This is a genomic window from Microcoleus sp. Pol7_B2 (genome assembly GCF_036701035.1).
GTDB lineage: Bacteria > Cyanobacteriota > Cyanobacteriia > Cyanobacteriales > Microcoleaceae > Microcoleus.
This window is the reverse complement of record NZ_JAUBQB010000016.1, coordinates 38,339-53,397: the sequence shown is the minus strand read 5'-3', so window position 1 is coordinate 53,397 and position 15,059 is coordinate 38,339. Positions and strand designations below refer to the sequence as shown.

15 protein-coding genes are annotated in these 15,059 nt (G+C 45.5%); 9 read left to right on the top strand and 6 right to left on the bottom strand.

The window, feature by feature from the left end; genetic code table 11:
- Positions 1–13: 13 nt before the first annotated feature.
- Together pstC and pstS are read right to left on the bottom strand one after the other, a co-directional pair.
- Positions 14–970: a phosphate ABC transporter permease subunit PstC gene (gene pstC, locus QUA57_RS09135; protein WP_333036860.1), complete on the bottom strand. Its 957-nt coding sequence runs from the start codon at positions 968–970 to the stop codon at positions 14–16.
- A gap of 350 nt (positions 971–1,320) precedes the next feature.
- Positions 1,321–2,505: a phosphate ABC transporter substrate-binding protein PstS gene (pstS, locus tag QUA57_RS09130; protein ID WP_333060392.1), complete on the bottom strand. Its 1,185-nt coding sequence runs from the start codon at positions 2,503–2,505 to the stop codon at positions 1,321–1,323.
- Between the two features lie 459 nt (positions 2,506–2,964).
- On the opposite strand from pstS, the gene QUA57_RS09125 reads away from it, so the two are divergent.
- From QUA57_RS09125 to QUA57_RS09090, 7 genes are all read left to right on the top strand, one after another.
- On the top strand, positions 2,965–3,543 hold the full coding sequence (locus tag QUA57_RS09125; protein ID WP_333036862.1) for a biotin transporter BioY: 579 nt from the start codon (positions 2,965–2,967) through the stop codon (positions 3,541–3,543).
- A gap of 259 nt (positions 3,544–3,802) precedes the next feature.
- A complete protein-coding gene (lspA, locus tag QUA57_RS09120; RefSeq protein ID WP_333060393.1) occupies positions 3,803–4,324 on the top strand; it encodes a signal peptidase II in 522 nt (173 codons plus the stop codon).
- A gap of 205 nt (positions 4,325–4,529) precedes the next feature.
- Positions 4,530–6,167 (top strand): radical SAM protein, encoded by a 1,638-nt coding sequence (locus tag QUA57_RS09115; RefSeq protein WP_333060394.1) that lies wholly within the window; start codon positions 4,530–4,532, stop codon positions 6,165–6,167.
- Positions 6,168–6,429: 262 nt separating this feature from the next.
- A complete protein-coding gene (locus QUA57_RS09105) occupies positions 6,430–6,759 on the top strand; it encodes a type II toxin-antitoxin system RelE/ParE family toxin (protein ID WP_333060395.1) in 330 nt (109 codons plus the stop codon).
- Between the two features lie 4 nt (positions 6,760–6,763).
- The gene (locus QUA57_RS09100; RefSeq protein ID WP_333060396.1) at positions 6,764–7,123 is read left to right on the top strand and encodes a transcriptional regulator; all 360 of its coding nucleotides are present in this window, start codon (positions 6,764–6,766) and stop codon (positions 7,121–7,123) included.
- Positions 7,124–7,135: 12 nt separating this feature from the next.
- Positions 7,136–7,597 carry an SRPBCC family protein gene (locus QUA57_RS09095; protein ID WP_333060397.1) on the top strand — a complete coding sequence of 154 codons (462 nt, stop codon included), beginning with the start codon at positions 7,136–7,138 and terminating at the stop codon, positions 7,595–7,597.
- Positions 7,581–7,769 (top strand): CPXCG motif-containing cysteine-rich protein, encoded by a 189-nt coding sequence (locus QUA57_RS09090; RefSeq protein WP_006635525.1) that lies wholly within the window; start codon positions 7,581–7,583, stop codon positions 7,767–7,769. Before QUA57_RS09095 ends, QUA57_RS09090 begins: the two co-directional genes overlap by 17 nt.
- A 7-nt stretch (positions 7,770–7,776) precedes the next feature.
- On the opposite strand, the gene QUA57_RS09085 is transcribed toward QUA57_RS09090, so the two are convergent.
- The 3 genes from QUA57_RS09085 to QUA57_RS09075 all read right to left on the bottom strand — a co-directional run bounded on the left by QUA57_RS09085 (position 7,777) and on the right by QUA57_RS09075 (position 10,735).
- Entirely contained in the window at positions 7,777–8,526 is a 750-nt protein-coding gene (locus QUA57_RS09085) for a gamma-glutamyl-gamma-aminobutyrate hydrolase family protein (RefSeq protein WP_333060398.1), read from the bottom strand.
- A 202-nt stretch (positions 8,527–8,728) separates the two neighbouring features.
- Positions 8,729–9,391 (bottom strand): DUF2834 domain-containing protein, encoded by a 663-nt coding sequence (locus QUA57_RS09080; RefSeq protein ID WP_333060399.1) that lies wholly within the window; start codon positions 9,389–9,391, stop codon positions 8,729–8,731.
- Positions 9,392–9,517: 126 nt separating this feature from the next.
- Positions 9,518–10,735: an FAD-dependent oxidoreductase gene (locus tag QUA57_RS09075; RefSeq protein WP_333060400.1), complete on the bottom strand. Its 1,218-nt coding sequence runs from the start codon at positions 10,733–10,735 to the stop codon at positions 9,518–9,520.
- A 226-nt stretch (positions 10,736–10,961) separates the two neighbouring features.
- On the opposite strand from QUA57_RS09075, the gene QUA57_RS09070 reads away from it, so the two are divergent.
- Together QUA57_RS09070 and QUA57_RS09065 are read left to right on the top strand one after the other, a co-directional pair.
- A complete protein-coding gene (locus QUA57_RS09070; protein WP_333060401.1) occupies positions 10,962–12,353 on the top strand; it encodes a glycoside hydrolase family 10 protein in 1,392 nt (463 codons plus the stop codon).
- Positions 12,354–12,700: 347 nt separating this feature from the next.
- The gene (locus QUA57_RS09065) at positions 12,701–13,681 is read left to right on the top strand and encodes an aldo/keto reductase (RefSeq protein WP_333060402.1); all 981 of its coding nucleotides are present in this window, start codon (positions 12,701–12,703) and stop codon (positions 13,679–13,681) included.
- A gap of 46 nt (positions 13,682–13,727) precedes the next feature.
- On the opposite strand, the gene QUA57_RS09060 is transcribed toward QUA57_RS09065, so the two are convergent.
- Positions 13,728–14,939, bottom strand: coding sequence for a M20 family metallopeptidase (locus QUA57_RS09060; RefSeq protein ID WP_333060403.1), 1,212 nt, complete (start codon positions 14,937–14,939; stop codon positions 13,728–13,730).
- Positions 14,940–15,059 lie beyond the last annotated feature (120 nt).

The following is a 15,059-nucleotide window of genomic DNA, read 5'->3' as shown; positions in this document are numbered from 1 at the left end:
TGGCGGCAAACTTCTAGTTGTACTTCGCTCTTACTTGAGAGACAATCCACTCTGCCAAAATATTAACAATCAGTGTCATAATAAACAGAATTAGCCCTGTGTACATCAGAGCTGCTACTTGCAACCCGGAGGCTTCCGCAAACTGATTTGCCATCAGAGAAGCAATAGTATTTGCCGGAGCTAGCACAGAAAGACTTAACTGATTGGAATTACCAATTAACAGAGTTGCAGCCATTGTTTCTCCCATGGCGCGACCGAGCCCAAGCATAATTCCGCCGACAATGCCGGAAAAAGCTGCCGGTACGAGCACTCTAAAAATTGTAGTCCAGCGAGTAGCTCCTAAACCTAGAGATGCTTGCCGCAATTCGGGCGGGAGACTTGCCAAAGAGTCGCGGGAGATAGCTGTAATAATGGGCAAAGTCATGATTCCCAAAATTACTCCGGCTGGTAACATTCCCGGCCCAACTGGCGAGGTGCTAAAAATCGGCAGCCATCCGAAAGTGCCGTTGAGAAACTTGCCGAGAGTGGTAATCATGGGAATCAATACAGCAATTCCCCACAAACCGTAGACTACGCTGGGAATGGCGGCTAAAAGTTCTACTAAAAAAACTAAAGCTGTACGCACTGGTAGCGGCAGAAAGTCCTCGCTCAAGAAAATGGCAGTCCCTACTCCTAATGGTACTGCAATTAGGAGCGCGATCGCGGAACTGACGATCGTCCCGTAAATCATCGGCAGCGCACCGTACTCTTCTTTAACCGGATTCCAGCTACTGCCAAACAGAAAGCCCAAACCGTACTGTTGAATCGCCGGTAAAGCCCGATAAGCAACGGTGAGCGCGATTACCAGCAAAATTACACCAACTCCTATGCCCAAAATCCGCGTGAGCCAGATAAAGCCTTGATCTAAGGACTTTTCTGCCCCAGAGCGCGATCGGGTCTGCGATCGAGCGCTGTTATTATCTGAAATCATAGAAAAAAAACCAAATATATAGTAGCCGAAAATAGCCTGTTTCGGAAAAAGCTAGAACGAAGCAGAAAGAAAGACCATAAATAAAATCAAAGAGGGGCGGGTTGATTAATTCCCTGACTTTTCAACAAGTATTTCTGGTCAAACCCACCCCTACACAGATGCACCGATTGTTACATAGAAGAGGGGCGGATTTATTAATCCCCTGACTTTTTAACAAATATTTCTGGTAAAACCCGCCCCACAGAAATATCTCTCTTCGTTCTTCCTGATTTTTACCCGCACGCGCAATGCCGAAGGGCTTTTTTCCCTCTGACAACGGACAACAGTCAACAGTCAACAGTCAACAGTTACTATTTTGCAACCTCAATCTTGTAGTCTGGGCTGATGCCGTCAGCGGCCGCTGCTACTTTTTCTTTAACGCTTTGGGGTAGAGGAACGTAGCCCAATTCGGAACTAACTTTTTGACCTTCAGTTAAGCCGTATTCAACCATTGCCTCGATGGTTTTGGCTTTGTTGGGGTCAGTAACTGTTTTGGGGACGAGCATCCAAGTGTAGGTGACAATTGGATAGGATTGAGCGCCTTCGGGGTCTTCGATAAATGCTCGCAGGTTTTCCGGCATCGGCACAGTTGCTAAAGCTTGAGAAGCTGATTCGTCGGTAGGTGCGACAAAGCTGCCTGCTTTGTTTTCCAAAGATGCAAATTTGACATTGTTGTTTTTGGCATAGCCGTATTCTATGTAGCCGAGGCTGCCTACGGTTTGCAGAATTTGGGCTGTGACGCCTTCGTTGCCTTTTGCGCCTACGCCTACGGGCCACTGTACTGTTTTGCCGTCGCCTACTGCACTTTTCCAGTCGGGGCTGATGGCACTCAGGTGTTTGGTGAAGACGGCGGTGGTACCGCTACCGTCGGAACGGTGGACGATGGTGATGGCTTGGTCTGGCAATTTAGCGGCCGGGTTGGCGGCTGCAATTCTGGGATCGTTCCAGTTGGTAATTTTACCGGCGAAGATATCTGCGTAAACGTCCCGTGGTAGTTTCAATGGTTCGGTTAAGTCTGGCAGGTTGTAGCCGATGACGATACTGCCGGCTGTCATGGGTAGCAAGATCACGCCTTTGTCTGCTGGAACTTTGGCGATTTCGTCGTCTTTCATGCCGGTGTCGCTGGCCCCAAAGTCTACTGTGCCTTTGGTAAATTGTTCGACTCCGGCGCCGCTGCCTACTGATTGATAGTTAATTTGTACTTTGGGGTTGATTTTGTTGAAGTCTTGAAACCAACGCTGGTACAGAGGGGCGGGGAATGAGGCGCCGGCTGCGGTGATTGCTACGTCTGAGGCTAGGGCGAGTTTGGTGTTTTCCGCGGTGCCCGTGGCTGCAACGGGGGAAGCGCCGGGGGATGCTGCGGTGTCGCCGGGGCTGGTGGTGCTGCTTGTGTTTGTGCTGGGACTGGTGCAAGCTGCTACACTGAGGGCGATCGCCATAGCGGAAATTGCAGTAGTCAAACGGTTTGGATTAATCAAGTTGAGACGAAAAAGCATAGGTATAAAAAATCTGCGATCGTTATATGGGTCTCCCGCATCAGCATAGCGCGCAAAAGTAAAGGTTAGGTTAAGAATCTTTACACTTAATCGCAATTTAATATTAATTAATATTATTAATGTTATTTATGAGCTTGACAAGTGTGACTCTATAAGATATAGGGCATAGAAATAGCTACGGAAACAAGCAGTCGATCGCCCGATAGCGAAAAATTCCCCATTAAATTATCACAAGATCGAGGCTTGAGAACCAGAAAACCATACAATGGTGGTTATTTTGACAGTAGTGCTAGTATTAAGAATTTAAAAGCTGCGGGCATTGAAGCTTGCATCTGACAAATACATCCTGACGAATGCTGTTTGATGATATGGCAACCGCCCTGACGGTTAGGACGTTCTTAAGTGCACAAACATAAACGGTCGATTGCAACTTCGGTCTTCCTTCTTTCTTCTGCTATAATGCCTGCTCCTATTGAACTAATCTGGGCTGTTATTGGTTTGCTTCTGACGATAGGAGGCACTTTTTTGCCTGCATCTGTCACAATTCCTATTGGGTTGTGGGACGATCGAGGACTTCAGGCGTACTCTTTAGGTGTTACCTATCAAATTGGAGCCGTTTTGCTAGTAGGCTGCATGGGGGGAAAAAATGCTGCGGCTCTCTCGCAAATTGCTTATTTGGCATTAGGATTAACTTTGTGGCCAGTTTTTTCTCAAGGCGGCGGCATCGGCTATCTCAAAGAAGCGAGTTTTGGGTATTTGCTGGGTTTTGTGCCTGGTGCTTGGGTGTGCGGCTGGGTGGCTTTTAAGGTGGCTTCGCGGCTGGAATCTATGGCTTTTAGCTGTTTGTGCGGTTTGTTCACTGTTCACGCGATCGGCTTAACTTATCTAATTTTTACTTACTGGCTGCCTCCGGCAAAAAAAACACCTTTATTCGATGAGATTCTTAAATATTCGGTTTATCCCCTGCCGGGACAATTGGCGGTAGTTTGTGCGATCGCAGTGCTGTCATTTACTTTGCGCCGATTGATGTTTTATTAATTGCGAAGGAAGTTCGGCAACGGATTATGTAACGGATGTAACGGATGTAACGGATTTCAGGAAGAAGGAAGGAGGAAGAAGGAAGAAGGAAGAGGTAACTGGTAAGTGTCCAAAATAAGGTTATACTATCATTGCCAAACGGGAGATTAATCTCGCTGCGGCTGGGATTGCTTTGCTGCACTGCATTCTGATCGCAATGACAAGTGAGATTGGAGTAAATTCTCTCATGCCCGATGCCCCATTTTCTATTGCTTAATTCATGCGTTTTAAAAGAAATCCCTGGTTTTGGATTGCTGCTGTTATCAGTTTAGTTTTAGACCACCTGACTAAGTTTTGGGTGGTACAAAATTTTGACTTGACGGTTCCTCCGCAGACGCAGCCGCTGTTACCCGGGGTGTTTCACTTCACTTATGTTGTTAATACAGGTGCCGCTTTTAGTCTGTTCAGCAATGGCGGGGCGATTTGGTTGCGCTGGCTGTCTTTGGGCGTTAGTGTGGGATTGATTGTGCTGGCTTGGTTCGGGCCGCGAATTAACCGCTGGGAACAAGCTGGCTACGGTTTGATTTTGGGGGGAGCACTGGGGAATGGGATCGATCGATTTGTTTCGGGCCATGTTGTAGATTTTATCGATTTTCGGCTCATTCGGTTCCCGGTATTTAATCTGGCGGATGTGTTTATTAATGCTGGGATTATCTGTTTGCTGATTGCAACTTTTCACAGTGCACCGCCTACTCCGACTACTCCGAGAACTCAGGACGATCACAATTCTATTTCAGAGTAAATTTGAAGAAGCAAGAAGGAAGTTCGCCAACAGATTCGCTTTCTTCGGATGTAACGGATGTAACAGCTAACTAACGATAGGGTGCGTCAGGGGGGAGATTCTTAGTTTGTGGTCGCCACATTCAACCCTGACGCACCCTACAATGACTTTGGTAATGGCTTAAAATGAGATAAGAACAGACCTATTGTTAAAACTAAATTTGCCCGTGACTCCTAATCCCTTTGCTCAAGAACGCTTACTATTTGCCCCCGCAACGCCCGATACTGATGCTATCCCCACTATTTTTGCTTTTCCCAACGAGTACACCGTGGGTATTACCAGTCTCGGCTATCAGATAGTGTGGGCAACTTTGGCTGTGCGATCGGATATTGAAGTGGGCCGTTTATTTACTGATATCCGGGAACAACTTCCCCGAAATCCAGAATTACTGGGATTTTCGCTTTCTTGGGAACTAGACTATGTAAATATTCTAAATTTATTGGAATCTCTAGAAATTCCGATTTGGGCGTCCAAACGAACTGATAATCATCCGATCGTCTTCGGCGGTGGTCCGGTTTTTACTGCTAATCCAGAACCTTTTGCCGATTTTTTTGATGTGATTTTGCTGGGAGATGGCGAACATCTCATTGACAATTTTATTGATGCTTGTAAAGAAGTCCGTAAAGCAGACAGATTAACTAAATTGCGGCATTTAGCCCAAGTTCCGGGAGTTTACGTTCCCAGTTTGTACGAAGTAACTTATCTGGATGCGACGGAGGGGATCAAATCGATTCAGCCTGTCGATTCGGGAATTCCCAGTGTGGTTGAAAAACAGACTTATCGCGGCAATACTTTATCTGCTTCCACTGTGGTGACAGAAAAAGCAGCTTGGGAAAATATTTACATGGTGGAAGTGGTTCGGAGTTGTCCAGAAATGTGCCGTTTTTGTTTGGCAAGTTATCTGACTTTGCCGTTTAGAACTGCGAGTTTGGAGGGTTCGCTAATTCCGGCGATCGATCGCGGTTTAGCTGTGACTAATCGTTTGGGTTTGTTGGGTGCTTCGGTCACTCAGCACCCGGAATTTGAAGCGTTGCTGGATCATTTAAATCATCCGAAATACGACGGCGTGCGGCTGAGTCTTTCTTCGGTACGGACGAATACAGTGACTGTTAAATTGGCAGAAATATTGACCAACCGAGACAGTAAATCTGTGACAATTGCGGTTGAAAGCGGGAGCGATCGCCTCCGCAACATCGTTAACAAAAAACTCACAAATGACGAAATTATTCAAGCTGCTATCAATGCTAAGGCTGGCGGCTTAAAGGGAATTAAACTTTACGGAATGGCGGGAATTCCCGGTGAAGAAATGGAGGATTTAGAGGAGACGGTGGCGATGATGCGGGCGATTAGAAAAGCTGTTCCCGGTTTGCGGTTGACTCTGGGATGCAGCACTTTTGTCCCGAAATCTCACACTCCTTTTCAGTGGTTTGGAGTGAATAAAGATGCGGAGAAGAGGCTGAAGTTTTTAGATAAAGAATTGCGTAAGTTAGGTTTTGAATTTAGACCTGAAAGCTATAACTGGTCTGTGGTTCAGGGTTTGTTGTCAAAGGGCGATCGGCGGTTGTCTCGGCTGTTGGAATTAGTGCGGCATTACGGCGATACTTTGGGCAGTTATCGGCGGGCGTTTAAGGAGTTGCGGGGACAGTTGCCGGAGATGGATTTTTATGTTTTTCAAGAGTGGGAATTGGAGCAGGTTTTGCCTTGGAGTCATTTAAAAGGGCCGCTACCAGAGGCGACTTTGAAGAAGCATTTGGCTGAGGCGATGAGTCATTTTAAGACGAAGGATTTGCAGTTGACGACTTAGGAAATAGCGGGATGCAAAAGATTGAAACTAACGGTTGCTGTTTGTACTGATACAGAGGATAATACTGCCAATGCTGAAACGCGATCGCACTTAACTGTCTAGCCCAACGATACAATGCCTAATTTTAAATACTCGTCGCTGATTAATGCCACCGTTGAAGCAGTCTGGAACTTTCACGAAACGCCGGATATTCTACAACTTTTGACTCCCACTTGGCAATCAGTTTAAGATAAGATGAGGAGCGACCTACTATAATACAATTATGGCAGAAGTCCAACCCAGGGAAATTCAGCGTTATGTTGCCTCAAACGGTCAAGTGCCGTTTGATAACTGGTATGATTCGCTCCGAGATAGCAAAATTTCAACAATTATTGATAAAAGACTTAACCGAGTTATTTTGGGGAATTTGGGAGATTGTCAATCAGTTGGAAATGGAGTCTTTGAATTAAGGATAGACTATGGCCCTGGTTTCCGAATCTATTTTGGGCAAGTAGGAACAACAATTATACTTCTTCTGTGCGGAGGAGATAAAAGCACTCAAGACCGAGACATTCGCCAAGCAATAGAATACTGGACAGATTATAGGAGTTAAAAAAATGCCTAAAAGTTTACCGTATCATGACTTATTGATGGCACGGCTAAAAAGCCCCAGTTATGCGGCAGTCTATCTCGAAACTCATTTTGAATTAGATGAAGGCGAAGAACCTGACGAAGCATTACTCAGACTTGCTCTCAGCAATGTAGCTGAAGCTCTAGGTGAACCAAAAATGACTCCAGAAGAATATGAATTACACTTAAAAAAACTGGATGAATTGCTATCGCTACAAGGAAGTGATGCGATTTACAATCTGGGAACTTGGCTGAATGCTTTGGGATTGAAACTAACAGTGGCTGTTTGTACTGATACAGAGGATAATAGTGCAAATGCTGAAACGCGATCGCACTTAACTGTCTAGCCCAAAGATACAATGCCTAATTTTAAATATTCCTCTCTGATTAATGCCACTGTTGAAGCCGTCTGGAACTTTCACGAAAGGCCGGACATTCTGCAACTTTTGACTCCGCCTTGGCAACCGGTGAAAATCATTCGCCGCGAAGGGGGACTCGATGTGGGTGCTGTATCGGAATTTCGCCTGTTATTGGGGCCGATTCCTGTAAAATGGGTGGCGACTCACACTGAGTGCGAACAATATCGCTTGTTTGTTGATGAACAAACTGAGGGGCCGATGGCAAGTTGGACTCACCGACACGAGTTTACCTCAGAAAATGGCAAGACTAGATTGACAGATGCGATCGCATTTTCAATACCGGGCGGCCCGATTGTCGATTTGCTGTTAGGTTGGTGGGTGGAAATGCGGTTAACAGATATGTTTCGTTACCGCCACGAAGTCACAAAAAGAGAGTGCGAGAAAGATGCAAACAACGGCTGAATATTACTGTGCTTTCTGCGGCGAACCGAGTACAACTTTTGTTGATATCAGCGGTGGTATGGAACAATCTTATATCGAAGATTGTCAGGTTTGCTGTCGCCCGAATGTTCTGTATGTCAGAATAGATGAAGATACCCTGGATATTGAAATAGATACTGACTATCAAGAATAAGTGAGTATCAAAATGTATGAATTGCCTTTGATGCAGACTTGGTATAATTCATAAATCTTGAAGCTGCTGCTTCTACGAAAGCCTTAAAAATTCGAGTGTTGAACGAACAGTTTGGCGACATTTCTGGGTGCCATTGAATTGCTATCATCCAAGGGTGATAGCAGTGTTCCATTGCTTCTACCAAAGTGTCAGGTGCATTGGCTACTATTTGCCAATCGGATGTTACCTTCCTCACTGCTTGATGATGCCAGGAAACAACTGTTGTTGAAGTTTTTCCCATAATTTTTGCTAGCCGACTGGTTGGCTCAATTTCAATGGTATGCTCGATCGCGCGCGGGGGAATTCCCGATCCGTGATTAACCTCGTCTCCGTAAGCATCCGGTACGTGAATCACCAAACTGCCGCCGCTGGCTACGTTCAGGATTTGCATTCCCCGACAAATCCCCAACACAGGGATGTCAGCCTTCAAAGCTAGCTTTGCTAAGCTTAATTCAAAATTGTCGCGTTCTGCATTAACCGAGTAAACTGTGCGATCGACATAACCGCCATAAAGTTCTGGGTTGATATCTCCGCCCCCGGAAAAAATCAAACCATCTACTGCATCCAAAATACTAGCCGGATCTAATTGATTGGGCGGCAGTAAAATCGGAATGCCACCAGCCGCCTGAACTGCATCAATATAAGTTCCATTTAAACGATATTCGCCTGCTGGACAGCGGTTGTATGTTGTGATGCCAACAATTGGAAATTTTTTCATTTGCTAGAGGTTGGGAGATAATTATTTAGATTAATACTCAGATTTTGCACTATTTGTAATCAGTTTTTCATGGGCGGGCAACTAGGAGCAACGACCCACAATAAAACTTACTTATTGTTATGAAACAGGCATCTTGCCTGTTTCTTGTCTGATTACTTGTGATTAATTCCTACATTACACTGAAACTTCCCTGCACGGCTGTCTAATTCGTAACAGTTTCAGTATTAGTTTCCGGCAGCGATTTGCGCGTGCACAGATAAGCCAGCGGCCCGAACAGCGGCACTAATGTTACCGCCCAAAATGCTGTAGAATTCTGCATTCCTCGGCGGGCCATATCGTCTCCTAATAAGGCAGGAAATAGTAGGCAAAGCATACAAAAGTCTAAACTCATTACGTGGATAAAACGGTTGGTTTGCCACTGGGTAAAAAAATCATACCAATCGCCTTTTGTCAAGCCAAAGGCAACTAAACCAACAGCAGCTAATGTTAAGAAAATTCCAGTAAAACGGGAGTCTAATATCTTTAAAAAGATATTTTTATGACCGCGAAATTCTGGATTAGGTTCGCGCAGGGCTAAATAAGGCAGCAAGGCAAAGGCGCCGACGCCAAAGGATAAAGTGGCAAATAGCCATGCAGGTATTTTTTGGCCCCTGCCGTCAGCAAATAAGACACAACTGTAGATGAGCGGCCAGACTCCCATGAGGTTGAACAACGCTACAATTAAAGGGTTGATGTCTGCTATTTTGCCTGTGGAAAGATTGGTAATTAGTGTGATGGTTTGTTCTGGGCTGTCGGGTGGTGCAAATACAAAGGCGTAGGTGGTAAATGCAATCCAAATCACCCAAAATCCAATTTTTCTGAACATAGTTAGTTTTTCTTACTTCTGATATTACTATAGCAAGCTTAAAGGGTTTTTGAATAAGACTTTTTTTATTTACCGCTATTGACGCTGTTGAGGCAGAGGAAGAGAGGAGAATATCTGAATGTATTGCTATTTGGTATTGCGGGTTTTGGGCAGATTGCTAAATTTTTGCATAAATTGGCGATCGATCCAATCTTTCCAGTACCACAGCAGCGCCGATTCCCACATGAAAGATCCGCGAGATGCGATCGCCCTTTTATTCCCAGTACCAATTAACCCTAAGTATTGTTTCTGCGGTGCAAAGGGTTTCAGCGGTTTTTCCAATAAAAACTGCTGCAAATTTTCAAACAGCGGTTTGCCCTGACGCACGGCAAACACGCCTGCTTTGGGACGGGGATAATTAACCATCGCAGCGATATCTCCAGCCGCAAATACGTTGGGGTGAGAGACTGATTGCAGGCAATCGTTGACTTGGATAAAGCCGTTTGAATCGGCTGCTAAACCGGATTCTCCGATCCAATGGGCTGCCGATGCTTGTGTCACCCAAAAAATGCGATCGCAGTCTAATTCTAAACCTGATTTACAGGAAATTTGGTAATCGATAGGGAATTGAAGAGTGGTTTCCCTCTCAATCTTTTTTACAGTACAGACTTTTTCCTTTAAATGCAATTGAATGCCGCGACTGATGAGAATTTCTTGAATGCGGCGACGCACTTGATGGTTATGTGCAGGCATTAATTCAGCACCGCTGTGAAACAAATGAATTTCTGATGATAAATTTTCTTCCCTCTTCCTTCTTCCCTCTTCCTTCTTCCCTCTTCCTTCTTCCTTCCCCAATCGAGATTGCATATTTAATGCTAATTCTACGCCGCCTGCACCGCCACCTACAATCGCTATCCGCAGCGGTTTTTGGGGATAGTTTTGCCTTTCGGAAATTAACTGATTCCAGCTAGCTAAAAACTCCGGTACGGGTTTAGCTGCAATTGCATATTCTGCGGCACCCGGTACAGATAAAGTCGCAGGAGTGCTGCCTATATCCACAGAAAGCAAGTCAAAATTAACCGGAGGGCGAGTTTGACAAATAACTAAGTTTTTGTTAAAGTCGATCGCGATCGCCCGGTCGATTAATATTTGACATCCGGCAAATTCAGCGAGCGAGCGCAAATCGATGTGACATTCATCATAATCGTAAAACCCGGCAACGTGCCCCGGCAACATCCCGGAATAAGGCGCGTGCAGCACGTCGCTAATCAGAGTCAAACGCACTCCAGGCAGCGGTTTGATACCGAACATTTTTAATACGATAGCATGGCTGTGACCGCCGCCAATTAACACTAAATGTTTCACAATTACAGATGTTCGATCGAAATGTTCCAGCACCGATATTGTACAGCACTTGCACTCCTGGGGCCGCACTATCCGGTAAGGAAAGCTTGCAGTGCGTAATTGATTTCCCAGCAGTTAGACAGAATGCTGTCACTTACCCTCTGTCTCAGAGATTATACTTAGCTCAGTTGCCATCGCATTACATCCATCCACCCATTTCGCTTAACCTATTCCACATTCAGTGCAAATGGCTGTAGACTGTAGAGCGAGCAAATTTTATCACCAAATTATGCCGGGGTGTGTTTCAATAGCTAACTCACCATTCAAAACTATGACATTACGCATCATTCCGCGCAGTTGGCAGCGATCGATTAAAACTCTTTTCCCGCTTCTGTTTGCCCTCTCATTCATTATAGTATTGCTGGCGAACAACTTAATTCCGGCGATCGCCCAGCAACCCCGCCAGGAAATTCGCGGCGTTTGGATGACGACAAACGACAAAGACATCCTCAGAGATCGTCGCAAACTAGGAGATGCTGTCAGCCAATTAAAGCGGTTAAATTTCAACACAATTTATCCTGTAGCCTGGAATTCTGGCTATGCAATGTATCCCAGCTATGTAGCGCAGCAAAGAGACATTCAACCCTTTGTTTACAGAGGGTTAGATGGACAAGATATGCTCGCCGATTTAATCGAGCAAGCTCACCGCCAAGGCCTGTTAGTGATTCCTTGGTTTGAGTTTGGTTTCATGGCTCCTCCCACATCAGAATTAGCCACACTTCATCCCGAGTGGCTGACACAAAAACAGGACGGCAGCCAAACCTCAAACGACGCCGGCGGCGAAGTAGTTTGGCTCAATCCCTTTCATCCAGAAGTCCAGCAATTCATTACCGAACTCGTACTAGAAATCACCACTCAATATAACGCAGACGGCATACAATTTGACGATCACATGAGTTTGCCTGCCGAATTTGGCTACGATGACTACACAGTTGCTTTGTATACCAAAGAAACAAAAAAAGCTCCGCCAAAAGATTTTCAAAATCCAGCATGGGTGCAGTGGCGAGCAAATAAAATTACCGCTTTTATGTCGCAGCTAAATCAAGCCGTCAAAGCAGTCAAACCCAATGCAATTTTCTCGATTTCTCCCAATTACTACGATTTTGCTTACAAACATCACCTGCAAGATTGGCTGGCTTGGGTGCGTTTGGATATTGCCGACGAGCTAATCGTGCAAGTGTACCGTCCCAATCTAGAATCATTTGTGGACAAGATTAACCGTCCAGAAATGCAAGAAGCACAGCAAAAAATTCCCACCGGAGTTGGGATTATGACAGGTTTGAGAAATAACCCAGTACCGATTCAGCAAATTAAATCTCAGGTGCAAGCAGTCCAAGGATACGGCTTAGGCGTCGCTTTCTTCTACTACGAAAGCTTGTGGGAATATGCGCCAGAACCCATCGCCGATCGACTTTCTCAATTTAGTGCTTTCTTCCCGTCTTCTGCATTCCGAACAGCGCTACAAATACCCAGACGCGCGGCGAATTTTCCTCCACCTGCGCCACCCAAACCCGACCCGAAAGCTAAGCCAGAGCAACCTATTAAAAACACCGCACCTTCACCCTCGCCCACCACGTAAAAGAATTAAAGAGTCATCAGTCATTGGTAATTTTGTAGGGCGTGCCATTAGTCCGACCGTCCAACAGGGGTTTAAACCCCTGTTTCATAGCTGAAGTCGTCTAAAGACGACTGTAGCAATTCTATCAAAGCTGTTTTTGTATAGAGTTAGCGCAGAATATATGTGTAACTCTAATTTAAAAAATGGAGATTACTATTTGAGTCGGTTTTAACCGACTTATGCTATTAGACAGGGACTTGAGTCCCTGGCGGCCCGTGGCAGAATGAAACAGCTATACTGGAGGCTAGGGAATACCGAGTTATGTTCCTATAAACTATCCGTATTACCAACAACTACCATCAATAAAAATGCAAACAAAGCAAAAAAAATTACTGCCCAAAATGGGCTGCGGCACTTGGGCTTGGGGCAACCGATTGCTCTGGGGCTACAATGAAAGTATGGACGAGGAATTGCAAGCCGTTTTCAATCTTTGTGTTAGTAACGGCGTCACTTTATTCGATACCGGCGACTCTTACGGAACAGGCAAATTAAACGGACGCAGCGAGCAGCTTTTGGGGCAGTTTTCTCAACAATATCAAGGTGCAAATAAAGACAGTATTTGTATTGCGACAAAACTGGCTGCTTATCCTTGGAGGCTGACGCGACAATCAATGATATCGGCTTGCAAAGCCTCTGCTGGGCGCCTCGGAAAAAATGTAGATTTGGTGCAAATGCACTGGTCTACAGCCAATTACGCTCCTTGGCAAGAGGGGGCTCTTTTAGACGGTTTGGCTGACCTTTACGAGCAAGGATTGGTCAAGGGAGTGGGCTTGTCTAATTACGGGCCGAAACGGCTGAAATGGGTGCATCGGAAATTTAGCGATCGCCAAATTCCTATTGTTACTTTACAAGTGCAATATTCGCTACTCTCCACCTATCCGGTAACAGAACTCGGATTGAAAGATGTTTGCGATGAATTGGGTATAAAATTGATTGCTTACAGTCCTCTAGCCTTGGGTTTGCTGACAGGTAAATACTCGGAAAATGGCTCTCTTCCTAAAGGTATCCGAGGTTTGGCGTGCAAGCAGCTACTTCCGGGAATGCGATCGCTTTTGGAGTGTTTGCGAGAAATAGCGGCATTCAGGAACAAGAGTGTTTCGCAGGTAGCCATCAACTGGTGCATCTGTAAAGAAACTATTCCGATTCCGGGGGCTAAATCTGTGGAACAGGCGAGGGATAATATTGGTGCTTTGGGCTGGGAGTTAGACTCCGGGGAGATTGCAGAATTGGATAAGGCGGCGGCGAGTATAGATAAGAAAATGGTGCAGAATATCTTTCAAACTCGATAATTAGATAGCGGTAAGGTGCGCACTGCGCACCCTCCGACATATAAAGCTAACCGCAAAAATTTTCCACACACCGCACAAACATTTCTACACCCATCCCTAGCGCAGTTTCATCAAAATCAAAACGCGGGTGATGGTGCGGGTAAGCTAAGTTTTTCTCTGGATTTGCTGAACCTAAAAAGAAATAGCAACCGGGGACTTCTTGCAAAAAGAACGACATATCCTCGCCGCCCATTGTTTGGCATTCGGGAACGATTCCTGCAGGAGTTTCGACAACTGATTCTGCCACGCCGCGCACCAATTCAGCTATTCTCGAATCATTAATAACTGGCGGATAAAGCGAACAATAATCTAATTGGTAATTAGCCCCGTGACTCTGACAAATTCCGGCAATTACTTGCTCGATTCGCTGTGCAAAATAACCTTGATATGCAGGATTGAAATAGCGCACCGTGCCACCGATTTGAGCGGTATCGGCAATGACGTTGTGGGTGTGGCCTGCGTGGAATTTGCCGACAGTTACTACCGCTGAGTCGATCGGGTCAATATTCCGCGCGACGATTGCCTGCAATGCACTGACAATTTGGGCTGTAACTACGATCGAGTCCACAGTCTGATGTGGCATTGCGCCGTGTCCACCTTTGCCAAAAATCGTGCACTCAAAAACTTCTACAGCCGCCATCAAAGCGCCGCTGCGGACGCCTACAGTACCCAAAGGTAGATTGTTCCACAAATGCAAGCCCACGATCGCATCAACATCAGGATTCTTCAAAACTCCCGCTTCAATCATCGGTTTTGCGCCCCCTGGCCCTTCTTCGGCGGGCTGAAATATAAATTTTACTTTACCCGAAAAGCTGTGTTTGTGCTTGGCCAGATAACAAACAGTACCAAGGGCGATCGCAGTGTGGCCGTCGTGGCCGCAAGCGTGCATAATTCCATCATGCTGCGATCGATAATCCACCTCATTTTCTTCTTGAATCGGCAAAGCATCCATATCCGCGCGAATTGCCAAAACCCGCCCTGGTTTGCCGCTGTCTATAGTGGCGACAATACCAGTTTTAGCAATATTAGTTTCATGATCTATGCCCCATTCCTGCAACTTTTGCGAGACAAACTGCGCCGTTAAATTTTCATCAAAACTCAACTCCGGCTTTTGGTGCAAAAGGCGACGCCATTCGACTAGCTGAGGCTGCAAATTTCTAATGTCCAGCCGCAATTGAGATAAATCGACAGAGGTTAAATTTGGTAAAGTAGAAACCATGTTTTATTCTCCTTTTTTTTGATTAGGTTTTAGATTTAATCACTTAATAAATGGTAATCACTAATTATAGCAGCCCAGAATAAGTTGTGAAACTCTCTCTGCTCTTTCTCTGCGCTCTCT